23 protein-coding genes and 2 pseudogenes are annotated in these 24,365 nt (G+C 74.6%); 12 read left to right on the top strand and 13 right to left on the bottom strand.

The features are described from left to right. The first annotated feature begins 219 nt into the window (after positions 1 to 219). The 4 genes from OH807_RS07945 to OH807_RS07930 all read left to right on the top strand — a co-directional run bounded on the left by OH807_RS07945 (position 220) and on the right by OH807_RS07930 (position 3,007). Positions 220 to 1,518 carry a sensor histidine kinase gene (locus OH807_RS07945; protein ID WP_406195647.1) on the top strand — a complete coding sequence of 433 codons (1,299 nt, stop codon included), beginning with the start codon at positions 220 to 222 and terminating at the stop codon, positions 1,516 to 1,518. Between the two features lie 66 nt (positions 1,519 to 1,584). After that, positions 1,585 to 1,836 carry a hypothetical protein gene (locus OH807_RS07940; protein ID WP_406195644.1) on the top strand — a complete coding sequence of 84 codons (252 nt, stop codon included), beginning with the start codon at positions 1,585 to 1,587 and terminating at the stop codon, positions 1,834 to 1,836. 135 nt (positions 1,837 to 1,971) lie between these two features. Beyond that, positions 1,972 to 2,631, top strand: coding sequence for a response regulator (locus tag OH807_RS07935; RefSeq protein ID WP_406210788.1), 660 nt, complete (start codon positions 1,972 to 1,974; stop codon positions 2,629 to 2,631). Positions 2,632 to 2,704: 73 nt separating this feature from the next. Further along, positions 2,705 to 3,007 carry a hypothetical protein gene (locus OH807_RS07930; RefSeq protein ID WP_406195642.1) on the top strand — a complete coding sequence of 101 codons (303 nt, stop codon included), beginning with the start codon at positions 2,705 to 2,707 and terminating at the stop codon, positions 3,005 to 3,007. Between the two features lie 378 nt (positions 3,008 to 3,385). Here OH807_RS07930 and OH807_RS07925 read toward each other — a convergent pair whose 3' ends face one another. Next, entirely contained in the window at positions 3,386 to 5,209 is a 1,824-nt protein-coding gene (locus tag OH807_RS07925) for a helix-hairpin-helix domain-containing protein (protein ID WP_406195640.1), read from the bottom strand. 338 nt (positions 5,210 to 5,547) lie between these two features. Between OH807_RS07925 and OH807_RS07920 the strand changes: the two genes are divergently transcribed. The 3 genes from OH807_RS07920 (at position 5,548) to OH807_RS07910 (ending at position 8,489) form a co-directional block, all read left to right on the top strand. Beyond that, positions 5,548 to 6,243: a hypothetical protein gene (locus OH807_RS07920; protein ID WP_406195639.1), complete on the top strand. Its 696-nt coding sequence runs from the start codon at positions 5,548 to 5,550 to the stop codon at positions 6,241 to 6,243. 141 nt (positions 6,244 to 6,384) lie between these two features. Next, positions 6,385 to 7,104, top strand: a complete 720-nt coding sequence (locus OH807_RS07915) for an ArsR/SmtB family transcription factor (protein ID WP_406195636.1) — start codon at positions 6,385 to 6,387, stop codon at positions 7,102 to 7,104. Continuing rightward, positions 7,101 to 8,489, top strand: a complete 1,389-nt coding sequence (locus OH807_RS07910; RefSeq protein ID WP_406195634.1) for an MFS transporter — start codon at positions 7,101 to 7,103, stop codon at positions 8,487 to 8,489. The genes OH807_RS07915 and OH807_RS07910 overlap by 4 nt, the downstream gene beginning before the upstream one ends. A 17-nt stretch (positions 8,490 to 8,506) precedes the next feature. Here OH807_RS07910 and OH807_RS07905 read toward each other — a convergent pair whose 3' ends face one another. From OH807_RS07905 to OH807_RS07895, 3 genes and pseudogenes are all read right to left on the bottom strand, one after another. Beyond that, positions 8,507 to 8,908 carry a DUF6629 family protein gene (locus tag OH807_RS07905; protein WP_406210785.1) on the bottom strand — a complete coding sequence of 134 codons (402 nt, stop codon included), beginning with the start codon at positions 8,906 to 8,908 and terminating at the stop codon, positions 8,507 to 8,509. A gap of 128 nt (positions 8,909 to 9,036) precedes the next feature. Then, positions 9,037 to 9,150 (bottom strand): annotated as a pseudogene (locus tag OH807_RS07900) (DUF6629 family protein); the annotation flags it as partial. 243 nt (positions 9,151 to 9,393) lie between these two features. Further along, positions 9,394 to 10,233 (bottom strand): annotated as a pseudogene (locus tag OH807_RS07895) (DMT family transporter); the annotation flags it as partial. A gap of 420 nt (positions 10,234 to 10,653) precedes the next feature. Between OH807_RS07895 and OH807_RS07890 the strand changes: the two are divergent. After that, a complete protein-coding gene (locus OH807_RS07890) occupies positions 10,654 to 10,917 on the top strand; it encodes a dsRBD fold-containing protein (RefSeq protein WP_406195632.1) in 264 nt (87 codons plus the stop codon). Between the two features lie 138 nt (positions 10,918 to 11,055). Here the strand turns inward: OH807_RS07890 and OH807_RS07885 are convergent, their stop codons facing one another. Together OH807_RS07885 and OH807_RS07880 are read right to left on the bottom strand one after the other, a co-directional pair. Further along, the gene (locus OH807_RS07885) at positions 11,056 to 11,373 is read right to left on the bottom strand and encodes a hypothetical protein (RefSeq protein WP_406195630.1); all 318 of its coding nucleotides are present in this window, start codon (positions 11,371 to 11,373) and stop codon (positions 11,056 to 11,058) included. Between the two features lie 61 nt (positions 11,374 to 11,434). Next, positions 11,435 to 12,262: an oxidoreductase gene (locus OH807_RS07880; protein WP_406195628.1), complete on the bottom strand. Its 828-nt coding sequence runs from the start codon at positions 12,260 to 12,262 to the stop codon at positions 11,435 to 11,437. Positions 12,263 to 12,356: 94 nt separating this feature from the next. Between OH807_RS07880 and OH807_RS07875 the strand changes: the two genes are divergently transcribed. Beyond that, positions 12,357 to 12,800 carry a MerR family transcriptional regulator gene (locus OH807_RS07875; RefSeq protein WP_406195625.1) on the top strand — a complete coding sequence of 148 codons (444 nt, stop codon included), beginning with the start codon at positions 12,357 to 12,359 and terminating at the stop codon, positions 12,798 to 12,800. A 63-nt stretch (positions 12,801 to 12,863) separates the two neighbouring features. On the opposite strand, the gene OH807_RS07870 is transcribed toward OH807_RS07875, so the two are convergent. Both OH807_RS07870 and OH807_RS07865 read right to left on the bottom strand, forming a co-directional pair. Then, entirely contained in the window at positions 12,864 to 13,769 is a 906-nt protein-coding gene (locus OH807_RS07870; protein WP_406195622.1) for an alpha/beta fold hydrolase, read from the bottom strand. Between the two features lie 200 nt (positions 13,770 to 13,969). Further along, on the bottom strand, positions 13,970 to 14,959 hold the full coding sequence (locus OH807_RS07865) for an alpha/beta fold hydrolase (protein WP_406195620.1): 990 nt from the start codon (positions 14,957 to 14,959) through the stop codon (positions 13,970 to 13,972). Positions 14,960 to 15,075: 116 nt separating this feature from the next. On the opposite strand from OH807_RS07865, the gene OH807_RS07860 reads away from it, so the two are divergent. Beyond that, entirely contained in the window at positions 15,076 to 15,510 is a 435-nt protein-coding gene (locus OH807_RS07860; RefSeq protein ID WP_406210783.1) for a MarR family winged helix-turn-helix transcriptional regulator, read from the top strand. 49 nt (positions 15,511 to 15,559) lie between these two features. Here OH807_RS07860 and helR read toward each other — a convergent pair whose 3' ends face one another. Together helR and OH807_RS07850 are read right to left on the bottom strand one after the other, a co-directional pair. Beyond that, entirely contained in the window at positions 15,560 to 17,710 is a 2,151-nt protein-coding gene (helR, locus tag OH807_RS07855; RefSeq protein ID WP_406195617.1) for an RNA polymerase recycling motor ATPase HelR, read from the bottom strand. 409 nt (positions 17,711 to 18,119) lie between these two features. Continuing rightward, positions 18,120 to 19,058 (bottom strand): AEC family transporter, encoded by a 939-nt coding sequence (locus OH807_RS07850; protein ID WP_406195614.1) that lies wholly within the window; start codon positions 19,056 to 19,058, stop codon positions 18,120 to 18,122. A gap of 115 nt (positions 19,059 to 19,173) precedes the next feature. Here OH807_RS07850 and OH807_RS07845 point away from each other — a divergent pair, with 115 nt between their 5' ends. After that, entirely contained in the window at positions 19,174 to 19,623 is a 450-nt protein-coding gene (locus OH807_RS07845) for an HD domain-containing protein (protein ID WP_406195612.1), read from the top strand. Between the two features lie 257 nt (positions 19,624 to 19,880). Here the strand turns inward: OH807_RS07845 and OH807_RS07840 are convergent, their stop codons facing one another. Both OH807_RS07840 and OH807_RS07835 read right to left on the bottom strand, forming a co-directional pair. Continuing rightward, positions 19,881 to 20,255 carry a transglycosylase SLT domain-containing protein gene (locus OH807_RS07840; protein ID WP_406195610.1) on the bottom strand — a complete coding sequence of 125 codons (375 nt, stop codon included), beginning with the start codon at positions 20,253 to 20,255 and terminating at the stop codon, positions 19,881 to 19,883. A 498-nt stretch (positions 20,256 to 20,753) separates the two neighbouring features. Continuing rightward, positions 20,754 to 21,545 (bottom strand): NAD(P)H-dependent oxidoreductase, encoded by a 792-nt coding sequence (locus OH807_RS07835; RefSeq protein WP_406195608.1) that lies wholly within the window; start codon positions 21,543 to 21,545, stop codon positions 20,754 to 20,756. A gap of 98 nt (positions 21,546 to 21,643) precedes the next feature. Between OH807_RS07835 and OH807_RS07830 the strand changes: the two genes are divergently transcribed. Next, positions 21,644 to 22,690 (top strand): helix-turn-helix domain-containing protein, encoded by a 1,047-nt coding sequence (locus tag OH807_RS07830; RefSeq protein ID WP_406195606.1) that lies wholly within the window; start codon positions 21,644 to 21,646, stop codon positions 22,688 to 22,690. Positions 22,691 to 22,780: 90 nt separating this feature from the next. Here OH807_RS07830 and OH807_RS07825 read toward each other — a convergent pair whose 3' ends face one another. Next, positions 22,781 to 24,313, bottom strand: a complete 1,533-nt coding sequence (locus OH807_RS07825; RefSeq protein ID WP_406195603.1) for a carboxyl transferase domain-containing protein — start codon at positions 24,311 to 24,313, stop codon at positions 22,781 to 22,783. Positions 24,314 to 24,365 lie beyond the last annotated feature (52 nt).

Below are 24,365 nucleotides of genomic sequence, written 5' to 3'. Positions count from 1 at the left end.
GGCAAGGCCGGCGCCTGTGCTCACCCGGCGTCGGAAGGCCGGTCGTCCGGCGGGCCGTAAAGCCGCCGATCGCCTGTCGATCTCCTGCCGACCACCGGGCCGGCGCGGCGGTGGCGCACCCGTAGGCTCAAGGCCATGCGTACCGAAACCCCGCCGCCCGGAGCCCGGTTCACGTCGGCCGCCCCGGCCCGGCCGGGCTCGCCCCGGCCCGGGAGGTCCGTGGCAGAGCGGCTCCGCGGGCCGCTGGCGGTCGTCATGGTGCTCGGCCTGCTGGCGCCGGTGGTGCTGGCGCACCCGGGCGACCGGGCGGCCGCACTGCTCCTGGCGACGGCGGCCGCGCTGGTGTCGGCGGTGGCGATCCTGCCGTGGCCGCTCCGCCGGGTGACGCTCGTCCGGGCCGCAGGTACCGTCGCGGTTGGGTCCTTGCTGCTGGACGCCGGCTACCCGGGCTCCCACCAACTCGCCGCCCTCTGGCTACCGTTCGAGTGGCTCGCCCTGCTGGTGCTGCTGGGCCGGGCGGCTCGGCGGGCGTCCGGCCGGTGGGCCGGGCCGGCCGGAGCGGCGGTCGCCCTGGCCGTGCTGCTGGTGCCGCTCCGCTTCACCCTCCGGGTGCCCACCGGCAGTTGGGGCGGCTCGCTGATGGCGCTGCTGCTCTCCTTCGTGCCGGCGGTCGGCGTGGCGGGCGCCGGGTTCTACCTCCGGGCCCTGGACGCCCGCCGGGAGCGCGCGGTGGCCGGTGCCCGGCGCGAGCAGCGGCTCGACGTGGCCCGCGGCCTGCACGACTTCGTCGCCCACGAGATCACCGGCATCGTGCTGGAGGCCCAGGCCGGCCAACTGCCCGGCCAGGACGGCGTGGAGACGGCCGCGTTGCTGCGCCGCCTGGAGGAGGCCGGTCTGCGCGCGCTGGACTCGATGGACGAGATGGTGGGCGCGCTGCGCGATCCGCAGGCCGACGGGGTGGCGGAGGGGGCGGCCTTCGGCGCCACCCGGCGGTACGGGCTGGCCGACCTGCCGGAGCTGGTCGGCCGCTTCTCGGGGACGGGCGCCGCCCGGGCCGTCGTCGAGCCGGCGCCGGACGCCACCGGGCTGCTGTCACCCGAGGCCGAGGCCACCGCGTACGCCGTGGTGCTGGAGGGGCTGACCAATGTGCGGCGGCATGCGCCCGCCGCGGCCGGGGTGGTGGTACGGGTACGGGTACGGGGCGCGTCCGGCGGGGAGCCGCGGACGGGCGGTGGCGGGGCGGACGGCCGCGCGGAACTCGGTGACGGCTCGCCCGCGGGTGGCGGGGCCGGAGCGGCCGGCCGGCGTGGGGCGGAGGGCCGATGGGTGGAGGTGTCGGTGACGGACGGCGGCGGCCGGGGGCGCGGCCCGAAGGGCCTGCTGCTCCGGCGCCGGGGCAGTGGCGGTACCGGGTTGGCGGGGCTGGCCGAGCGGGTGGCCGCCCACGGCGGGACGCTGGTCGCGGGGCCGCACCGGCCGTCGGGCTGGCGCATCGACTGCGTGCTGCCGGTGCTGTAGTGCCGATCGGCAGGGTTTCGGTCGTGGTGTTCGCCCAGCGCCTACAGCGGCACCACGCTCAACGTCGTGGCCCGGCACGAGGTCCCGACCGACCTGGTGGCGACGGACCGTCATGACGTCAAGGTCATCCGCTGGTTCACGGCGGACGTCATCGGCAAGCAGAGGAGCGAGTGGGTGCTGGAGGGCGACACCCTCACGCTGGAGCCGAGCTGCAGCGGCTTCGCCAACTGCGATGCCAGGTTCCGCGTCGAGGTCCCACCGCACATAACCGTCCTGCGCGACGGTCGGGCGACGGAGCTCAAGGGCAGCGCCTCCTGAGCCGTTGGGCAGCCCCGGGTGGGCCGGTCGGGGCGTGCGAGACTGCTCCCCGTGACGAGTCCCGACCCGGAGTACAGCCAGGTGCCCGCCGCGCCGTCCGCCACTGCACCGTCCATTCCGGCGCCGTCCGTTCCTGTGCCCATCCGGACGTTGATCGCGGACGACCAGGAGGCGGTCCGGCGGAGCGTGCGGCGGATCCTGGAGGCGCAGCCCGACATCATCGTGGTCGGCGAGGCCGCCGACGGCGTCGCCGCGCTCGAACTCGCCGGACAACTGCGGCCGGACGTTGCGCTCGTCGACATCCGGATGCCGCGGATGGACGGCCTGGAGCTGACCAGGCGGCTGGCCGGTCCGGGCGCCGTGACGCCGGTGCGGGTGGTCGTCTTGACCACCTTCGACCTCGACGAGTACGTCTACCCGGCCCTGCAGCACGGCGCGTCCGGATTCCTGCTGAAGCGGTCCGGTCCGGCCCTGCTGACCGAGGCGGTCCGGGCGGCGGCGAGTGGTGAGAGCCTGATCAGCCCGTCCGTCACGGTCCGGCTGCTGCGGCACGTCACGGCCCCGCGACGCCCGGAGACCCGGCGGGCACCCGTGGTGCCGCTCACCGAACGGGAGGTCGAGATCGCGGGCCAGGTGGCGGCGGGCCGGACCAACGCCGACATCGCCGCCGAGCTCTTCATCTCGCCGGGCACGGTGAAGACCCACGTCGCGAGCATCCAGCGCAAGCTGGGTGTGCAGAACCGGGTCGGCATCGCCGTGTATGCCTGGGAGATGGGCTACGCGGTGCCGGCGTAGGGCGGGAGGAGTTCGGAGGCCGCGTTTTCCCGTCATGGCACGGACGGGCGAGCATACGGGGGTGAGATCCGAGGTGCAGTACTTCATCGCAGAAGGACCTCTTCCTGACTGGAACGGCAGCGAAGTGGACATCGACAGGCGGGCCCGGCAACTGGACGGGATTCCCCGACCGGTCACGGCCGAGGAAGCGGCGGCGCTGGCAGCCTGCTTCGGCCCGGACGACTGCTACGGCGTCGCCTGGACCCTCCTCCATCTCATCGAGACGGGGCCCGGGCCGGTGCCTGCCGTGTCCGCGCCCGGTCCTGATGCCGACGACAACGACTGGGGGCACATTCTCCGGGGCCGGTGGGGGAGACGCGGGGAGAACTCGGTCTGACGGGGTCCGTGGCCGGCTCGCGCTTCGGGCGGGCCGCGGGAACCGGCGGTGCGGCGGCGACGGGTGCGCGTGGACGGACCTGCGAGGAGGGGGATGGCCTCCGGACGTCCCGTCCTCCGGCCTGTCAGTTCGATCGTCGACCGAGGTACCAGCGGCAGACCCTGATCCGTCTCGATCTGTCGCCACTGCCTCCTGCGGTCGAACTCCCTCGGCTGCCTCGCAGGTCCACCTCCATCATGCTCCTCCCCTTCCTGGCGCACCAGCTTTTTCCGACACGGAATCGGACAATTCGGTCGGCATGGCGGGCCGATGCGGGGGCCGGCGCGCCCGGCCCGCCCGCGTCCTTGCGCGCGCCCGTGCCCGTGCCCGTCGCCGTTGCTACCGCAGGGCGTCCTTGCGCAGGAAGCGCTTCAGCCGCTGCCACGGCCAGGTGTTGATCACGTCCTCGGCGGTCAGCCAGGCCCGTTGGGCGGTGCCGATTCCGTACCGGGGGTAGGCGAGGTGCCCGGTGGCGTGGGCGTCGCTGTCGATCGAGAACTTCACGCCGAAGCGCTTCGCCCGCAGGACGTCCTCGTCGCGGAGGTCGAGCCGCTGCGGCGAGCTGTTGATCTCGATCGCGGTGCCCGTCCGGGCGGCCGCTTCGAAGACGGCGTCCAGGTCGACGTCGATCGGGCCGCGCCGGCCGATCCGCCGGGTGGTGAGGTGGCCGATGACGTGCACGTGCGGGTTCTCGCAGGCGCGGACCAGCCGGCGGGTCTGGGCGGCCCGGTCGGCGCCGAAGTGCGAGTGGACGGACGCCACGCAGACATCGAAGCCGGCCAGGAACTCGGCGGGCCAGTCCACCCCGCCGGCCGGGCCGATGTTCAGCTCGGTGCCGTGCAGCAGGCGCATCCTCCGGTGCCGGCCGGCGAGTTCGCGCAGCCGTTCGCGCTGGGCGAGCATCTTCTCGTCGGTCATCCGCTGCATGACCAGGTCGGGTGCGTGATCGGTCACCGCGTAGTAGGCGTAGCCGCGGGCGGCCGCCGTGTCGATCATCTCCTCCAGGGTGGCGAGCCCGTCGGTCAGGTCCGTGTGGGTGTGCAGGTCTCCGCGCAGGTCCGCCTCGGTGACCAGCTCGGGGAGTCCGCCGCGCAGCGCCGCCTCGATCTCGCCGCGGTCCTCGCGCAGCGGCGGTGCGATCCACGGCAGCCCGAGGGCCGCGTAGACCTCCTCCTCGGTCGCCGAAACGACCTTCCTGCCGTCCTTGCCGTCCCTGCCGCCGCCGTTGTCGTCCCCGTCGTTCCCGCTGTCGTCGCCGCTGCCGTCCCCGCTCCCGCTTCCCTCGCCCGGCTCGCCGCCGGCGGCTTCGAACAGCCCGTACTCGGAGAGCTTCAGACCCGCGCGGACGGCCATCGTGCGCAGTTTGATGTTGTGCGCCTTGGAGCCGGTGAAGTACACCAGCGCGGCGCCCCAGTCCCCCTCCGGCACGACCCGAAGGTCCACCTGGAGCCCCTTCGTGGTGCGGACCGAGGTCTTCGTCGGGCCGCTCACGACCACCTCGGCGACGGAGGGCAGCCCGGTGAGTGCGGCCATCAGCGGCGCGGAGTCCTCGGCGGTGGCGAGCACGTCGATGTCGCCGACGGTCTCGCGCATCCGGCGCAGCGAGCCCGCGTACGCGCAGCGCGTGCAGCCGGGGACGGCCGAGATCGTCGCGACGATCTGTTCGGCCTGCTCGGTGGCCGCGTCGAGGAGCGTCCGGCCACCGGACTGCCGCATCAGTTCGATGCCGTGCAGGATCCTCTCGCCGCTGCGCTCGCCGAATCCGGCGACCCCGCTCAGCCGGTCGGCCCGGACGGCCTCGGCGAGTTGGTCGACGGAGGCGATGTCGAGGTCACGGTAGAGCGCGAGGGCGCGTTTGGGGCCCACGCTGGGGACGGCCATCATCTCCCGCACCCCGGGCGGGATCTTGGCGCGCAGGGTCTCCAGCGCCTCCATCCGGCCGGTGGCGAGGTACTGGGCGATCTTCTCCGCGGTGGACTTCCCCACACCGGGGATCTGCTGGAGGCCCTTGGCGTCCAGGCCGGCGATGTCCTCCGGGTACCCGGCCACGGACCGGGCGGCCTTCTCGTGGGCGCGGGCCCGGAAGGCGTCCCCGCCGGTGATCGAGATCAGGTCGGCGTACTCCTGGAGCAGCTCCTGGACCTGGTCGTTGAGCCGGGTCATGGGGTCAGTCTAGGTTCGGCGGGCCGATCGGGCCGGGCGGGGCGGCGACCTCCCGGCGGCGCCTCCGGGAGGTTCCCCGCAGCCCCTCCCGGCGGGGTGCCGGGGGCCGCCGCCCCGCGGACGGGCGTCCGGGCGCGGTCCGGTCACGGGCGGGCCCGCCCGTAGGGGCAAGCCGGTACCCGCCGACCGGCGGGGTACGGCGGCCGTTCTGTGCCCTTCAGCCGGATTGTCACCCGGGTGGCGGGGGCGCAGGCTTGGCGGAGGGGCCGGAACAGCGGTCCGGTCCGGCCGGCCGCGGGTCTTCGCGGCGCCGGTCGGTGACGTACGAGGGGTAGACGATGGCACGCGGGAAGCTCTGGGGCTATGTCGCGTCGGGCGCCAGGGTGTTCGGCGGGTTGGGCGCGTTCGGGGGCGTCGGCGGGGCCGGGGCGGGTGGCGGTCACGGCGGTGGCGCGGACGGCGACGCGGCCGCGGCGGGCGGTCCGGTCCGCCTTCCGCGCGGTCCGATGGCCGGACCGCGCGCCCTCTCCCGGTCCGAGCTGGAGCGGGTGCACTGGACGGACCGGGGGGACGGTTGCGGCCCGCAGGCGCCGCACGTCCAGGTGGCCGAGTCGGTGCGGCGGGTGCTGCGCGGCGGTGGCCGGGCGGGCGCGGTGGTGACGCGGATACCGGCCGGCCTGCCGGTCGTGGTGGCGGACGGTCGGCAGCTGGAGTCCGCGCTGGCCGGGCTGGTCGACCACGCGATCCGGCGCAGCCTGCCGGGGGACAGGGTGCTGATCCGGGCCGACGTGGTGCCGGGGCGCCCCGGCTCCGGCGTGGCCGGCCGGGCCCGGGTGGAGCTCCGGGTGGTGGACCGCGGTTCCTCCGTGCTCCCGGAGGCCCGTCAGTGGTTGCTGGCGGGCCTGCCCGCGGCCGGCCCGGCGGGCGCGACCGGGGACGGACTGGTTCGGGCGGCGGGCGGGCGGCTGGCCGTCGAGCAGACACCGGGCGGCGGCCTCACCGTGGTGCTGACCCTGGCGGTGGCCCTCGACTGAAAGCTGGTCGGGTCGGGTCGGGTCGGGCCGGCGCGGGCCGGGGCGGGTCGGGGTTGCGGCGGGCTCCCGGGAAACAAACCGCAAAGACTTCTTCGCAAATAACCCTTTGCGAAGAAGTCTTTGTGGTTCTACTCTGCTGCCATGACCGAGGAGCAGCGGTGGCCGCACGGCCCGGATCCGCAGAACGATGTCGTCGTCCTGGACGCCAAGGGCCTGCGGGCGCTGGCCCATCCCGTGCGCGTCCAGCTCGTCGGGCTGCTGCGCCGGCACGGCCCGTCCACCGCGACCAGGCTCGCCGAGCGGATGGGGCTCACGTCGGGAGCGACCAGCTACCACCTGCGCCAGCTCGCCGCGGCGGGGTTCGTCGCGGAGGACACCGAGCGGGGCAACGCCCGCGAGCGCTGGTGGAAGCCGCTCCACCAGACGACGTGGTGGAGCGACCGGGCCTTGGCCGACGAGGAGCCGGAGGCGGCCTTCGCCTACCTGCGGTCGATCGTCGCGGCGAACGCCCTGACCACCCAGCGTGCCCTCAACGGCTTCGAGACGATGCCCCGGGCCTGGCGGCACTCCTTCGACTTGAGCGACTGGTCGCTGCTGCTGACGCCGGAGGAGGCACGGAGCCTCGCCGCCGAGATGGCCGAGGTGGTCGGTCGGTACCGGCGGGCCGATACGAAGGAGTCCGCGCCCGAGGGTGCGGAGCGGGTCGCGGTGGTGCTCCAGGTGCTGCCCGACCCCGAGGGTGAACCGGACGGGCCCCCGGGCGGCTCCGCCGGCTCCACCGGTGCGGGCGGTGCGGGCGGCTCCACCGGTGCGGGTGCGGAGCAGGGTGGGCAGGCCGACGGGGGAGAGGGCCGGTCATGACGGTCGCTCCCGTCCCGGCGCCCCGGGCCTCCGCTCCGCGCACGCTCCGGCCGCTGGTCGGGGTGCTCGGCGCGATGGCGGTCTCCCTGACGGGGACGCGGGTCTCCGCGATCGCCCTCCCCTGGTTCGTCCTCGCCACCACCGGCAGCGCCACCATGACCGGCCTGGTCGCGTTCGTCGAGATGACGCCGTACGTGCTGGTCAAGGCGTTGGCCGGGCCGGTCATCGACCGGTTGGGGCCGCGGGCCGTCTCGTGGACGACGGACGCGGTGAGCGCCGTGGCGGCGGGCCTGATCCCGCTGCTGCACGGTCTGGACGTGCTGCCGTTCTGGCTGCTGCTGGTCCTGGTCGGGCTGGTCGGCGCGGTCCGCGGCCCGGGGGACTTGGCCAAGGAGGTGATGGTCCCGGAGGCGGCCGACCGTGCCCGCGTACCGCTGGAGCGGGCCACCGGGCTCGCCGGTGTCACCGAGCGGCTGGCCTCGACGGTCGGTCCGGCGGTCGGCGGCAGCCTGATCGCACTGGTCGGTCCGATGGCCGGTCTGACGGTCAACGCGATCGCCTTCGCGCTCGGCTCGCTGGTCATCGGGCTGGTGCTGCCCGCCGGGATGGGCCGGCCGGCGGTCGCCGTGCAGCCGGCCGGCGGGGCTGCCGGCCCGGAGGAGCAGCCCGGGTACTGGCAGATGTTCCGGGAGGGGTTCACCTTCCTGCGGAGCGAGCCGCTGATGCTCACCGTGATCGTGATGATCGGCGTGACCAACCTGTTGGACGCCGGCTTCATGACGGTCCTGGTGCCGGTCTGGGCGCAGGAGTCCGGGGGCGGCCCGGGGGCCATCGGCCTGACCGGCAGCGCCTGGGGGATCGCGGCGGTCTGCGGCAGCCTGATAGCGGCGGCCGTGGCGCACCGGTTGCCGCGGCGGGCGGTGTTCTTCGCCGGCTTCCTGCTCTGCGGGGCCCCGCGGTTCCTGGTCCTCGCGCTGGACGCGCCGATGGGCGTGGTGCTCGCCGTCTTCGCGGTGGGCGGTTTCGGCTCGGGCTTCCTCAACCCGATCCTCGGGGCGATGACCTTCGAGCGGGTGCCGCGCCACCTGCTCGGCCGGGTCGGCGCCCTCGGCGACTCGCTGGCCTGGGCCGGTATCCCGCTCGGCGGCCTGCTCGCGGGCGGTGCGGTCGCGCTCACCGGTCTGATACCCGTGCTCTTCGTCTGCGGTGGCCTGTACTTCGCCACCACCATGCTCGCCGGGCTGCGGCCGGAGTGGCGCGAGATGGACCGCCTGCGCGGGCGCGGCCGAGGCCCGGCGGGCTCGGTGGGCGAGGCGGCGGAGCCGGGTGCGCCGGACGGGGCTGCTGCGGTGGGCGAACCGGCCCGGCCGACGCTGTCGACGTAACGGCAGCGCGGAGGCGCTCAGGTGCGTGGCGGGTGGGCGGTCCAGTGGAGGAGGAGCAGGCTGGCGACGGCGGCGAGGGCGCACCGGGTGGAGACGAACGCCAGCCGCCACAGGAGGGCACAGACGAGCGCACCGATGCCGGTGAGAAGCCCGAGACGACGGAGCAGGCGGTCGCCGCTGACAAGGAGGGAGCCGACGGTGGCGAGCAGGTAGCCGGTCAGGAGAACGGCCGGATGCGACAGGCCGACGGCATAGCCCCGGGTGTGGCCGTGCTCGGTGGCCGTCACCGGACGGGTCGCGACGGCCACGGCGAGCGCCGCGGCCACGAGCAGGCCGAGGACGAGGAACGGCAGCAGGATCCGCCGACGGTCCGGTGCGCGGGCCGCACACCCGACGCCTGCCGGGACGAGGACGGGCAGGAGCGGTAACGCGATGACGGCCCACGCGGTGCGCGCCCAGCCGGCCGGTCCGGCCGGGAGGTCGCCCTCGATTCCGCCCAGACGGCCGCCTCGATCAGCTGGTGCACGCCGAGGACAAGGGGGAGCGAGGCGAGCAGCAGCCGTTCCGGTCGGCCGGTCCGGTGGGTGCGGACGAGGCAGAGCACGCCGATGCCCGACACCACCCCTCCGGCGATCAGGTCCGCCTGCGCGCTCCAGCACATTCCGCCGCCGATCCGCTGCTGTTCCGTCGCTGTCCGGGCCGGTCACCGGGAGCCGTCGATGCCGGTGGAGCCCCGAGCGTCACCGGCGACTTCGGTGCCACCGGCGTCACCGGAGCCGCCTGCACCGGATGGCTCACCCGTACCGGAGGACGTACCCGTACCGGAGGACGGACCCGCGCCGGAGGATTCACCGGCATCCGGGTCCGGTGGTGGGCCGCCCTTCCGCTGGTCGTGGGCGGTGCCGGGCATGGCGGGGTGACGGCCGATCACGATCACGCCGACGACCACGGCGACCAGGCCGACGACCTCCCAGGCCAGCGCTCCCGGAGTGACGCGGAGACGGTCGCCGAGGAAGCCGACCGCGCAGGCGATGCCGGAGATCGGCTGGGCGGCCGTCAGCGCCGGCAGGGACATCCGCAGTGGTGCGGCCTCGAAGGCGCTCTGCACCAGCAGCAGCCCGACCACGCCCGCCGCCACGACCGCGTAGGGCTGCCAGCTGCGGAGGACGGCGCCCAGCCCGTCGTGGTCGAGGCGCTGGGTGGTGGTCCGGGTGAGCGCGTCCTGGAGGCCGTAGAGCAGGCCGGCGGCCAGGGCGAGCAGGGTGGCCTCCTCGAACAGCGGCAGCCGGCGGGCGAACGTGACCAGCAGCAGGGTCAGCCCGGTCACCGTGCCGACCACCAGCCAGTGGCGCAGTTCCCCGGCGGGTGCGCCGCCGCCGGTCGGGCGTCCGGCCACGATGAAGACGGTGACCCCGACGGCGAGCAGCAGGACTCCGGCCCAGCCGGAGCGGCCGAGGCTCTGGCGGGTGAGCACCCGGGCGAGCGCCATGGCGAACACCAGGTTGGTGGCGAGCAGGGGTTCGACGAGTGAGACCTCGCCCTTGTTGAGCGCGAGTGCGGAGAGGATCAGCCCGCTGACCATGAAGCCGGTGCCGAGCAGCCACTCGGGCATCCGCATCAGGTCGAGCAGCAGTCGCCAGTGCAGCAGGTCGGCACGCGGTGCCCGCTGTGCCGCGTGCTGCTGGAGGACGAATCCGAGGCCCAGGCAGCAGGCGGCGCTGAGTGCGAGAAGGAAGACCGCCACGGAGGGACCACCCGAACGTCGCTGCCTGCGCCGCTCCGGCGGTCCGGGGCCCGGACACGGCCGGACGAGGCCCGACTGCCCGGACGAAGCCCGACCACGGTGACCCGACCACGGTCGCGGCGCGCTGTCGCCAGCCTACCGCCGGGGCGCGGCCCCGACCCCCGGGGCGCGGCGGGCGCGATCGCACGGAGCACTCCGCGTGAGCAGCCGGTACCCGTCCCGGCACCCCTGCCGTACCCGTCCGGGCACCGGTCCCGACACCGGTCCCGACACCGGTCCCGACGCGGGACCCGACACCGGCCGCGGCCGCGCTTGCCGCCTCGGGTGGAGCGGGCGCACGCTGGTGAAAGCAGCCGCCACGGGCTCCGCATCCGTGCGGTCTGAGCAGGCAGGTCGGGGGCCGGCGCCAGGAGGTGTGGCATGCACAACCAATGGGATGTGGAGCTGAGTTTCGACGAGGACGGTGTGCACACGGGGTGCGAGGCGCGGCTGACCGGGGCGAGGGCTCCGGGGCTCAGCGCGCGCGGCGAGGCCGTCAAGAGCATCGACGACCGCCCGCTCGCCAGGATCGGCGAGGAGGTCGCGGCCTCCCGCGCCCTGGAGGCGTTGTCCCGCAAGCTGCGGGCGCAGGCCACCGGGGAGATCGAGGACGAGGGGCACCGGCCCGGTTACTTGGTCTACTGACGTCGGCTTCCACTGACCTCGGTGCGCGCGGAGGCCGCCCGCCGCCCAGCTCGCTGCCCCCCCGAGTGGCGGGCAGCGGCCAGGCGGCCCCGGCGGCCCCGGCGGCTCAGCCGTTCAGCGGCTCACTGGCTCACTGGCTCAGCGGCTCGGCGGCTCGGCGGCTCGGCGCGGTGCGCCCGCGGGCTTCCGCGCCGGTACGAACAGTGCCGCCAGCGCCGCCGCGACGCCCAGCATCCCCGCCGTCACCACGAAGGCCCGGTCGTAGCCGGCGGCCAGTGCCGCGGCCGGTGCGGAGCCGGATCCGGACGCGTGCCGGCCGGCGGCGACGGCGACGGTGGAGAGGACGGCCGGGCCGATGCTGCCGCCGCACTGCCGCCCGGCGTTGAGCAGCCCGCTGACCAGCCCGGCCTCGCGCGGGTCGACCCCGGTGGTGCCCATCGCGGTGTTGGCGACCATGCAGACCCCGGAGGACGCGCGCCTTGCAGGGGCGGGGGAGGAGCAGCCCCGGCCCGCCTGTTCAGAGGGCGGTGGAGAGTGCCACGTGGCGCCACCGGTCGAGTTCGCGTCGCACCAGATCCAGCTTCGCCTCGACGCGCTCGACGGCGTCCGCGCCCAACTGCAGGCGCAGTGGCGGCTCGGCGACCTCGGTGATGTCGACGATGGCCCTGGCCGCCTTCGCCGGATCGCCCGGCTGGCGGCCGTCGTTGTTCGCCAGTGCCTCGCGCACCGGCCCCGCGCCGGCGGTGTAGTCGCCGATGGCGGCCGGTTCGACCCGGATGCTGGAGCTGTTGAGGAAGTCGGTGCGAAAGCCGCCGGGTTCGACGATCGTGACGCTCACGCCCAGCGGGGCCAACTCGCCGAACAGCGCCTCGGAGATGCCCTCCAGAGCGAACTTCGTCGCGCCGTAGAGGCCCGCCGCCGGAGCGGTGGCGAAGCCGCCCACGGAGCCGATGGTCACGACATGCCCGGAGCGCTGGGCGCGCAGGGTGGGCAGGGTCGCCCGCAATGTGTTGAGCACGCCGAACACGTTGACGTCGAACAGGTCCCGGGCGGCCCGGTCGGACGTCTCCTCGATCGCGCCGACGAGGCCGTAGCCGGCGTTGTTGACCACGATGTCGATCCGGCCGAATGCCGCCAGGCCGGCCTCCACCGAAGCCGTCAACTGCTCCGGTTCGGTCACGTCCGCGTTCACCGCCAGCAGCCTGCCCGGCTCCTCCGGGTACGCCTTGAGCAGCGCCGACACGTCCCTCGCCGTAGCGATCACGCTGTGCCCGCGGTCCAGTGCCTCGCGGGTGATCGCGGCGCCGAGCCCGCGCGAAGCACCGGTAACGAACCACACGCTCATGTTCTCCCACTTTCCGATCGCCTGATTGGCCGACAGGTAGACGCTAGAAGCTAGAGTCGGGTCTAGATCAACAGCTGTGGGACGGGAGCCACTCGTGGATCTGAGCATCGGAGAGGTGTCGGAGCGCAGCGGGCTGAGCGTTCACGCCCTGCGCTTCTACGAGCGGGAGGGCCTGTTCGCCAATCCGGTGCGCCGCCTGGCCAACGGCCGTCGGATCTACCACGAGGAAGATCTGGAGTGGCTGGCGATCTGCACGAAGCTGCGCTCCTCGGGCATGTCACTGCCGACGATCCGGCAGTACATCGAGCTGGTCGGCCGGGGCCCGGGCAATGAGCAGGAGCGGCTGGAGCTGCTGCGCCGGCACGAGAGCCACGTCGAGGAGCAGATCCGGGAGCTGCGGGCGACGCTGGACGTGATGCGGCAGAAGGTGCGGATCTACGAGGATCATCTCCTCCGCGGTGAGGCCGACCGGCTCTGGAACCCGTCCCACCCGGATGCGGCCTGGGCCGGCGGTCACCCGGCGTGCCGGCCGTCCTAGGGCGGTCCGTGAGGCGACGTGCGTGGCGTCGTTCCGGCCGGAGTGAGTAGGCGGGCCTGTGGGTCAGCCGGCCTGCCGCTGGAGTGCCGGCAGTTCGCGGACGTAACCGCCGAGCAGTGAGGCCACGGCGTCCGGGGCTTCGAGGATCATGAGGTGGGTGGCGTCGAGGCGGGTGAAGGTGATCGACGGGCGGGCCTGCGAGAGTGCCGTCAACTCTGCGGTGAGTGCTTCACCGAATCGGGTGCGAAGGTCGTCGAACCACTCCATCGAGGGAATCGGCGGGTGGGGCCGGGCGGCCTGGACGAGCAGCAGCGGGCGCTCGACGTCGTGCAGCCAGCGGGTGGCTCCGAGGTCGCCGAGACGGTCGAGTTCGTCGTACATCTCCAGCGCGGCGGCCCGCGCCGGCAGCGTCTGCCACGCGCCCTCGGCGGTCGGCTGCACCGCTGCGAGCGCGGCGGACTCGGCCAGGTCGGCGGGGATCCCGTAGCGGGCGAGGTGGTGGACCTGCCCCTGGATGTACTCGGGCGGCGCGACGATCCCGGCGGACGAGCGGAGCCGTTCGCCGACCCGCTCGGCCTCGGGGTACTCGGCGCTGCGGCCCCACCAGAAGCCGTCCAGATTCACGGCGGCACGGGTGCGCTCGGGGTACGTGCGCGCGTACTCGACCGCCGCCAGCCCGCCGAGGGAGTGGCCCACCAGCACGGCCTCCGACCCTCCGCCGGCGTCGTGGGAGCGGCCGGCGTCGTGGGCGTCGAGCGTGTCCGCGATGCACCGCACGACGGCCGGAAGAGTCCAGGGGGAGATGCCGGGGGAGCGGCCGTGCCCGGGGAGGTCGACGGTGAGGACGCGGTGGTCGGCGCGGAGCAGGGCCGCGACGCTGTCCCAGTCGGCGCGGGACCGCCCCGCGCCGTGCAGCAGTACGAGCAGGGGACCGTCACCGCCGTGGTCACGGATGTGCAGGATCGTCATGACCGTCACGATAGGGGGAGGCGGTGGCGCGCCGGCGGACCGTGGGGGCGAACTGGGCGTTCCGCCAGGTGGGTTGGCGCTGGACCGGCCCGGCGTCCGGTACCCTGCCTGACCCGCGCCCGCGCTCGCGCCGGGCCTCGGCCGGAGTACGGGCCTCGGTCGGAGTATGGGCCGGGGCGTCCGGCAGGGGCGGGTGCGCGTCAGCTCCCCTCGGTGAGGAAGTCGGCGAGGAAGTCGGTGAGGTGGCGGTTGACCTCGGCGGCGTGGGCCATCGGCAGATTGTGGTGGGAGGCCTCGGGGAGGACGGTCACGGTGGCTTCGGGCAGGGCCTTGCGGGCCAGCACGGCGACCCGGTCGGCCCGGTGCGGGCCGCTGCGCCCGGCGAGCAGGACGAGGGTCGGGGCGGCGAGGGCCCGCAGCCGTCCGGCGGTCGGGCGCGGGCCGGTGACCGGCCGGGTCGCGGGGAACTCGGCGTGGCCGAGGGCGTACAGCGCGCGCCAGGCGGGGTCGAGGCCGGTGCCGCCGGTCTCCCGGTCGAGGTAGCGCAGCGCCCCGGCGGCGGTGCGCGGCGGCAGGAACAGCGGCAGGACGCGCAGCAGGTACCCGGGGCGGAACCCGGCGAAGCACTGGGTCGGGTCGAGCAGGGCGAGCCGGCGGACGCGGGCCGGGGCGTGCAGCGCGTACTCCAGCGCGATCCAGCCGCCGTACGAGTGGCCGCAGAAGTCGGCGCGGGGGACGCCGAGACCGTCCAGGACGGCGTCCAGCCAGCCGAGCAGGCCGGGTACGCCGTCGAGCGGCGGGCCGTCGGGGCGGCTGCGGCCGGGGTCGCCGAGGAGGTCGACGGCGAGGACGCGGTGGCCGGCGGCGGCGAGCGCGCCGACGTTGGCGAGCCAGCCGGTGGAGGTGGCACCGCCGCCGTGCAGCAGGACCAGCGGGTGGCCGTCGCGGGGGCCGCAGGCGTTGACCCTGGTGGTGCCGTGCGGGGTGCGGACGGAGAGTGCCTCGACGGGGACGGGCCAGCGGGCGAGGACGGCGTCGTAGGCGGCGAGGAAGGCGTCCGGTACGGCCCGGACGGCACTGCTGCCGGCGGGGCCGGAACCGCCACCGGAACCGCCACCGGTGTCGCCACGAGTGCCGGCGAGGTCAAGGGTTTTGGCGGTACGCGGGGTCCTGGAGTCGGGTGCTGGCATCATGCCCTCCGGTGGCCGACAAGCTAACTCGCTGAACAATAATCTCGCTGAGCGAGAGAATAGTCGCACGGGGACGTGCCGGGAAGGACGACAGGGTGGACGAATCCGAGGAGCCGATGCAGCTGGTCCATCTGCTGCGCGGGCTGACCGTCGAACTCGACCTGTTCGGGGCCGAGTTCGCCGGCCGCCACGGCTTGCATCCGACCGATCTGCGGGCGCTGATCCACCTGCTGGACGCGGCCCGGGCCGGCACGGTGGTGACGCCCGGCCGGCTCGGCGAGGCGCTGCGGCTCAACTCGGCCGGCACCACCGGCCTGATCGACCGGCTGGAGCGGCTCGGCCTGATCCGCCGCGAGCGGGACCCGGGGGACCGCCGGAAGGTCCGGCTGCTGGTGGAGGACCGGGCGACCGCGCTGGGACAGGCCTTCTTCGGCAGCCTGATCACCGACCTGGTGGCGACGATGGGACGGTTCGACGCGGCCGAGCTGGCGACGGCCCGGCGGTTCCTGCTGGCCGTGACGGAGGTGGTGGCCGCGGCCCGTGCGGAGTGACCGGCCTCCGGGCGGCGGCCGGTCACTCCGAGCTGTCGCGGCGGGGGTGTCAGGAGCTGGTGAGGACGACGAGTTGCCGGGTCGCCCTGGTCATCGCCACGTACCGGTCGACGGCTCCCTCGACACCCGTGCCGAGGTTGTCCGGGTCGATCAGGACGACAAGGTCGAATTCGAGCCCCTTGGTCAGTTCGGCGGCCAGCGACCGGACGCGGGGCGTCGCCCGGAACGACGGGTCGCCGATGACGCAGGCGACGCCCTCGGTGTTCTCGGCCAGCCAGGTGTCGAGGATCCCGTCCAGCTCCGACACGGATCCGTGCACGACGGGGATGCCGTTGCTGCGGATGGAGGTCGGCACGTTGGCGTCGGGGAGCGCGGCCCGGATGGCCGGCTCGGCCTCCGCCATGACCTCCTCGGGCGTCCGGTAGTTGATGCTCAGGGAGGCGACCTCGATCCGGTCGAGCCCGACCCGTTCGAGCCGCTCCTGCCACGACTCGGTGAACCCGTGCCGGGCCTGGGCGCGGTCCCCGACGATGGTGAAGCTCCGGGAGGGGCAGCGGAGCCGCAGCATCTGCCACTCCGCGTCGGTGAGCTCCTGCGCCTCGTCGACGACGATGTGCGCGAACGGGCCGGCGAGGGGCTCCGGGTCGGTGACCGGCAGGGCGCGGTCGTCGACCAGGCTCTCCTGGAGGTCCTCTCCGCGCAGCATGGTCACCGCTCCCTCGCCGTCGTCGTCGGCCTGGAGCAGGCGGTCGATCACGTCGGTCATGCGCGAGCGCTCGGCGGCGACGGTCGCCTCGTGCCGCCGCTTGCGCAGCGACGCCTCCGGATCCCCGAGCCGCTGCCGGGCCGCGTCCAGGAGTGGCAGGTCGGAGACCGTCCAGGCCTGGGCGTCCTTGCGCTGCAGCCTCCTGATGTCCTCGACGGCGAGCCAGGGGGCGCACTTGCGCAGGTAGGCGGGGACGGTCCAGAGGTCGCCGACGAGGTCGCTCGCCTCGATCATCGGCCACGCGCGGTTGAGGGTCCCGTTCAGCTCCCGGTTCTGCAGCAGCGAACGCCGGAGCAGCTCGGGCGGGGCGTCGCTGGTGTCCTTGTCCATCAGGATCGTGATCAGCTCCTCCCGGATCTGGTCGCGCGCCTCGTTGTGCGGGGTGCCGGGCTCGGGGGCCAGGAAGGCGTCCGCCCAGTCGTCCGCGCTCAGCCGGAGTTCGGACCAGTGGGTCGTGACCGTCATCCCCTCGGTGGGCGGCTCCTCGTAGATGCCGACGGCCGGCTCGACGGCCTTCACCATGAGCGCGGAAGCCTTCAGCCGGGCCACCTCCGGATCGGTCTCGACCGCCGCCCCCGCCCCCTCGGCGACGAGGTCCCGCAGGGTGCAGGTCTGCACGCCCTCCTCCCCGAGGCTGGGGAGGACGTCGGCGACGTAGGCCAGGTAGGGCTGGTGCGGGCCGACGAACAGGACGCCGCCGCGGCGGTGCCCGAGCCGGGGGTCGGAGTAGAGCAGGTGGGCGGAGCGGTGCAGGGCGACGACGGTCTTCCCGGTGCCCGGGCCGCCGTCGACGACGAGTGCGCCGCGGGAGCCCGCCCGGATGATGGCGTCCTGGTCGGCCTGGATGGTGGCGAGCACGTCCCGCATCCGGGCCGACCGGTTGCTTCCGAGGCTGGCGATGAAGGCCGACTGGTCGTCGAGCGCGGCGTGCCCTTCGAGCCCGTCGGTGCTGAACACCTCGTCCCAGTAGTCGCTGATCCGGCTGCGGGCCCAGCGGTACCTGCGGCGGCTCGCCAGGCCCATCGGGTTGGCGTGGGTGGCCGCGAAGAACGGCTCGGCCGCGGGCGAGCGCCAGTCGAGCAGCAGCCGGCGCCCGGTGCTGTCGGTGAGGCCGAGGCGGCCGATGTAGACGGGCTCGGGATCGTCGGTGCCGACGATGTGCCCGAGGCAGAGGTCCAGGCCGAAGCGGCGCAGCGTGCGCAGGCGCGAGGAGAGCCGGTGGACTTCGATGTCCCGGTCCATCGCCTCCCGGCCGAGCCCTCCGGGCGCCCTGCGCTCGGCGTCGAGGCGGCCGGAGATCTCGGCGATGGTCTCTTCGAGGCTCGCCGCGATGGCTGCGAAGTGCAGCTCGTCGCGGCCGATCAGCGCCGGGTCGGCCTTGGCGGCGAGGCGCTCGGGGAGGTCGAACGCGCTGGTGGTGGTCAGGCGGGTCATGTCATCGGCTCCGATCCGAAGTGGTTCCCGCGAAGGCGGGCGGCGCGCACATGCGCACGGCGGCGCGGGGGACCGGCAACCGCAGGGGTGGTCCGGCCGGCGGCGGGACTTCGCCGCACGGCCCGTGGACCGACAAGAACAGACGCACTTCGTTGATCTCCACATTGCCGCAGTTCCTGGCCTCGGCCTGCGATTCTGCGCCATGCCGGGGGCCTTGCCGCAAGCCCCCCGGTGCGCTATAGATTAAGAGTGGAGAGGGGTGGGTGCGTCCCCCGATCCGTCCCCGAACGACCGGTGTGTCCCTCCCGGTGTCCTCGTATTCTCTCGCGTTCGCGGCGTTCGCCCCGTTCGCCCCCGCAGCCCTCACCAACGCTCGCCGGCGGACGGACAGTTGACGGCCCCGGGAGGTTCAGGACGGGCCGAGTGCCCAGCTGACGGCGGAGAGCGTGGCCATCGAGACCAGGGTGGACCAGAGTACCGAGTCCCTGGCCAGCGCGGCCCCCTGGCCGTACTCACGGGCGTAGACGAACACGTTCTGGGCGGTCGGCAGGGCCGAGAAGAGGACGACGGTGAGCAGTTGGTGCGGCGGGAGGTGGAGCAGGAAGGCACCTGCGGTGAACGCGGCGAGCGGCTGCACCAGGGTCTTGACCACGACGGCCACCCCGACCTCCGCGGACCGGGCCGGCGCAGCTGCCGCCGGCCGGTGGTGCAGCGACATGCCGAGCGCCACCAGGGCGGTCGGCACGCCGGCGCCGCCGAGCAGGTCGCAGGAGCGGTTCACCTCGGCCGGCAGGTGCCACCCCGTCGCCGAGGTCACGGCCGAGACCACGGCGCCGAGGGCGGCCGCCAGCAGGACGGGGTTGCGCAGCGGCAGTGAGAGCAGGGCCCGCCGGCCCGCGCGCCGGCCGTCCAGCACGGTCAGGACGGCGGGCGTCACCAGCAGGCTCTGGAACAGCACCACCGGTGCGACGAAGGACGCGTCGCCGAGCACCTGCACGGCGACCGGGATGCCGAGGTTGGCCGAGTTGACGTAGCCCGCCGCCATGCCGCCGATCATCCGCTCGCCCGGGGGCCGGCCGAAGAGCCGGTGGGCGGCCAGCAGGCCCAGCGCGGTCGCGGCGGCCGTCCCGGTCACGAAGGCCAGCATCGCCGGGTTCGCGAAGCGGTTCAGCGGTGTGCGCGCGATCATCACGAACAGCGCGGCGGGCATGGCCACATGGAAGACGAACCGGTTCAGCACGGTGTCCGCGTGCGGCCCGAGCAGCCCGCTGCGGCCCACCAGGTAGCCGACCGCGGTGAGGGCCCAGATGGGGGCGAAGGCGGTGAGCAGTGGATGCAGGGTGGCCATGCTTCCTCGCGGTGGTGGTGGCGTCGCGCGGGCGGTCCGGGACACGGCCGGGGGTCGCCCGGCACCGCCGCAGTCAACCAGACGGCCGCGGGCCAGGAGAGCCTAGGATGGCCCGGTGGAGCATCTGAGCCCGGCCGAGGTGGAGACGATCGCGCGGCGCGCGCACGCGGGGCAGGTCGACAAGAACGGCCACCCGTACGCCGAACACCTCGCCGCGGTGGCGCACGGTGTCGAGGCGCGCGGCGGCAGTGCGGAGCAGATCGCGGCCGGCTGGCTGCACGACGCCGTCGAGGACGACGCGCTCAGCCGGGAGTGGCTGGCGGCGGCAGCGCTCCCCGACACCACCAAGGCGATCGTGGACGCCCTCACCAAGCGCCCGGGCGAGGCGCTGGAGCAGTACACCGCCCGGATCCTGGCCACCCCCGGCGCGCTGCTGGTCAAGCGGGCCGATCTGGCCCACAACGCCGACCCGGTGCGGCTCGCGAGCCTGGACGCCGCGACGGCCGCCCGGCTGGCGGAGAAGTACCGCCGCACCCGCGAGCTGCTCGGCCTGTCGGCGGACTGATCCCGCATCAGGGCCCTGCCCGGTGCGGCGCCGCCGCGGTGGGCGACGGCAACGGCGGGGGGACGGGGACGGGAACGGCAACGGCAACGCGAACGGGAACGGCGACAGGGCCCGTGCACGCGGATCACGCGTGCACGGGCCCTGTCGGTCACCCCGGTTCTCCCTGTCCGAGCCCCGGGGTGAGGGGGGACAGTGGTCGGTGGGCCCGGAGCGTCAGCTGTTCAGCGGCTCCGGGCGAGGCCTGTCGGCCGGTCCGATCAGTACCAGTGGTGGTTCTGCCAGAACGCCCAGGCGGCGTTCGGGCTGCCGTAGCGGGTGTTCATGTAGTCCAGTGCCCACTTGATCTGGGTGCTCGGGTTGGTCTTCCAGTCCGAGCCGGCCGAGGCCATCTTGGAGCCCGGCAGCGCCTGGGCCAGGCCGTACGCACCGGAGCTCGCGTTGGTCGCCGTCACGTTCCAGCTGGACTCGTGGGAGATGATCTGGCTGAACGAGGCGAGCTGGTTGGCCGGCACGATCTGGGCGGCGATGGCCTGCGGGGAGGCGGTCGCGGCCGAGGCGGTGGCCGGCATCAGGCCGACGCCCAGAGCGGTCACACCGGCGGCGCCGGCAAGAAGAGCAGCAGAAGTGCGCATACGGAGCTTGAAAGCGGGCATAGAGAACAAGACCTCAATCGGGTTGGGCCGTGTCACGCCCCGTCTCGACCGGTGGCCGGACAGGGGCCGAAGCGGTCGCGGGGCGTGACTCGGCAGTAAGCCGTTCTCCCGGCGGGACAGGTGCCGGGGGCGGCTGACGACTGAGCCATTGTTGCCAGACCGGATGGCCCGTCGCCAAGACCCCCTGGCTACGACCTCCCGTCGTAGTGCGGGGCCGGGCCGTGGAATCGAAGGAGCCGCCACGGCGGTCGTTCGCACGCCCGCTGACCTCGGTGGACGCGGGCCCGCGGTGGCGTGCGCCCTCGCCGTCCGGCGACCACTACGGGCCGTCGTGGCGGCCATTCGCGTGTGAGCGCACTCACCGGCGTGCCCGCCCCCGCCGTCACCGACCGGACGGCGGGGTTGACTGCGTGTACAGACGATCTGAGAGCGGCGCCACACCGGGCGCCGCACCCGGGCCCGCGCCGGGGTGCCGGCTCAGCCGCGCGGGCGGACGTGCAGGTCCAGCCCGGTGGTTCCGGGCGCCTCCACCCCCGGCAGGAGCCGCATGTCGTGGTCGTAGTCGCCCCCGACCAGCGAGCGGAACGGGACGGGCTCGTCCGTGAAGAGCCGGTCGAGCCGCTCCGCGTAGGCGCGCTGCGCCGTCGCGAAGCGCTCCGCCGGCAGCTCGTTGGAGTCGAACAGCCCGAACGGCTCCAGCGGCTCCATCCCGGCGAACCAGAACAGGCCGTGCTGCAGCGGGTACAGGACGTCGCCCAGCGGCCCGTGGATGCCCCGGTCGGAGAAGGCCGTCGGCCGGGCGCCCATCGTCACCGACAGCAGGGCCCGCCGCCCCGCCAGTGCGCCCTCGCTGTACGGCGGCGGGAGGGCCGGTCCGTAGCCGAAGCCGGCGGTGAACACCCGGTCGATCCAGCCCTTCATGATCGCGGGCACCGAGAACCACCACATCGGGAACTGCAGGACGACCGCGTCCGACCAGCGCACCTTCTCCTGCTCGGCGGCGATCTCCGGGGCCAGCCGCTCCGCCAGCGTGGCCCGCTCCGAGGCGGCCATCACCGCGAGCCGCTCGTCCGCGGGGTGGTCGGGGAAGTCGTCGGCGTCGAGTGCCGCCCGCCACTTCATCGCGTAGAGGTCGGAGATCTGCACCTCGTGCCCGGCCGCCCGCAGGTGGTCGACGGCGAAGGCGGTGAGAGTGGAGTTGAGGGAGCGCCGGTCCGGGTGGGCGGTGACGACGAGGATCTTCTTGGGCTGCGGCGTGGCTTCGGTCATGCCCTCACGTTCTCGCGGGCGGGCCCGGGCAGCCAGCACCCTGTTCGACCGGCGGACCGGTGGTCCTGGTAATGCGAGGGCCACCCATACTTGGGCGTATGAACGGGGTGGACCGCATCGAACGCGCACGCACGACGGACGGGACGGGTCGGCTGGGTGGTGAGACCGCGGCCGGCAGGGCCGGGGGGATCACCGGGCCCGACCGGCCCGACCGGGCCGACCCGGCGGAGGGGATCGCCGGGCCGGGCGGGGGAGCCGGGCCGGACGGGGTCGGTGACGCCCGGCGGGCGCTCGGGGGGTTCCTGCGGGCCCGCCGTGGGCAGGTCGCGCCGGAGCACGTCGGGCTGGCCGGCGGGCGGCACCGGCGGGTCCGGGGGCTGCGCCGCGAGGAGCTGGCCCAGCTCGCCGGCATCAGCGTCGACTACTACGTGCGCCTCGAACAGGGCCGGGCCACCCAGCCTTCCGTCGAGGTGCTGGACGCGCTCGCGCGGGCACTGGGCCTCGACGCGGCGGAGCGCGGGCACCTCACCACCCTGGCCTGCGGCCCGCGCGGGGCCGGGCCCCGGGTGACGGCCAGCCCGCTGCTGCAGCGGCTGCTGGACACCATGGAGCCCTTCCCCGCCTTCGCCACCACCCACCGGCTCGACGTGATGGCCTGGAACGACCTGGGTGCGGAGCTGATCGGCGGCCTGGCCGACCCGGCCCGCCGGGACCGGAACAACGCGGCCTTCCTCTTCCTCGACCCCGCCGCGCGCGACGTCCACCCCGACTGGGAGGACCGGGCGCGCGAGGCCGTCGGCCAGCTGCGGGTCTCCGCCGGACGCTACCCGGACGACGCGGAGCTGGCCCTGCTGATCACCGGACTGTCGGCCCGCAGCGCGGACTTCCGGCGGATCTGGGCCACCGGCGAGATCGTGATGTGCGCGGCCGGGCGCAAGCGGCTGCGGCACCCGGTGACCGGGCCGATCACGCTGGACTTCGAGACGCTGCACGTCCCGGCCGAGCCCGGCGAGACCGGCCTGGTGGTGCACGTCTTCAGCGCCGGGGAAGGGACGTCGGAGGCCGCCGCACTCGCCCGGCTGGCGGCCCACGTCGCCGAGCGGGGCCACGGCGCCGAGCCAGGCCTGATCGCGGGGCGGCCCTGATCGCCCGACCGCGTGTGCTCGCCGCCCGTGCGTGCTCGCCGTCCGGGCCTGGTCGGCGGGCACGCGCCGGGTGGTACGGATGCCCCGTGCTCAGCCCGCCAGGACGTCCCCCAGCCGGCGGTGCCGGGCGGCACGGGCGGTGAGCAGCCGCTCCGTCGGCACCGCGCCGAGGCCGCCGAGCGCGCTGCCGACGGCGAGCCCGACCCGCGCGCAGAAGGCGGCCGGCTCCTCCGCGGCGTCGGGCAGCTCCGGCAGCACCGCGTCGACGAGGCCGACGGCCGCCAGGTCGTGGGCGCCGATGCCCTGGGCGCGGGCCAGTTCGGGGGCGTGGGCGCCGTCGCGGTGGACGATGGCGGAGGCGCCCTCCGGCGGCAGCGGTGCCAGCCAGGCGTGCTCGGCGGCGAGGACGCGGTCGGCCGGCAGCAGGGCGAGCGCTCCGCCGCCGGAGCCCTGGCCGAGCAGGACGGCGAGGACGGGCGTGCGCAGCGCGAGCAGGGTGGTCAGGCAGTGGGCGATCTCGATCGCGATGCCGTCCAGCTCGGCCTGCGCGGACAGTTCGGCGCCGGACGTGTCGACCACCGTGACCAGCGGCAGTCCGAGCTGTTCGGCGAGCCGGGCGGTCCGGCGGACGGCGCGCAGGTCGGCCGCGGTGAACGGGCGCTCGTGGCCCGGCTCCTGGCGTTGCTGGCCCACCACCAGTGCGGGCCTGCCGTGGATCACCGCGAGCGCACGCACCAGTGCGCCGCCGCGGCCTCCGGGAGCGTCGAGCAGGACGAGCTCCGCGGCGGTGCGGCGCAGCAGTTCGCGCGCCCCCGGCCGGTCGGGCCGGCGGGAGCGGCACACCGAGTCCCAGGCGTCGGGGCGCCGCTCCGGCACGTCGGGGCGGGCCCCGGCCGGTGCGGTCTCGGCCTCCGCCGCGGCCTCCGTCCCGGCCTCGGTCGTGTCGAGGGTCAGGACGGTGAGTGAGCGGCGCAGCACCTCGCGCAGGTCCTCGGGGGGCACCACGGCGTCCACCAGCCCGCGTTCGGCGAGCGTCTCGGCGCGCTGGACGTCCGGCGGCAGCTCTACGCCCCGCAGCTCCTCGTACACGCGCGGGCCGAGGAAGCCCAGGCGCGCGGCCGGTTCGGCGAAGACCAGTTGCCCGAGCGTCCCCCAGGAGGCGAACACGCCGCCCATGGTGGGGTTGCGCAGGTAGGTGAGGTAGGGGAGTCCGGCCGCGCGGTGCGCCTGCACGGCGGCGGTGATCCGCAGCATGCAGAGGAAGGCCGCGGTGCCCTCCTGCATCCGGGTGCCGCCCGAGACCGGCAGGGCGATCAGGGGCAGCCGCCCGGCGGTCGCCCGTTCGACGGCCCGGGTGATGCGCTCGGCCGTCGCCACCCCGATCGACCCGCCGAGGAAGCCGAATTCGGACGCCACCAGCGCCACCGGCCGCCCGCCGATCAGCCCGAGGCCGGTGACCACCGCCTCGTCCACCCCGGTCCGCTCGCGGGCCCGGGCCAGCGCCGCCCGGTAGTCGGCGTCCGCCGGCTCCGCGCCGGGCGGTTCGTCCCAGCTCCGGTACGTGCCGGGGTCCACCAGCAGCCCGATGAGTTGACGTGCCGTCAGAGAAGTTCCCGTGCTCAACGTCCACCCCGTCGTCCGAGCCGCCCGTGCCGCCAAGATCCACCCTACGCAG

It is taken from the genome of Kitasatospora sp. NBC_01560, assembly GCF_045208415.1.
In the GTDB taxonomy this organism is placed as follows: domain Bacteria; phylum Actinomycetota; class Actinomycetes; order Streptomycetales; family Streptomycetaceae; genus Kitasatospora.
Note: the sequence above shows the minus strand (reverse complement) of the source record. Positions and strands in the feature narration are given on the sequence as shown.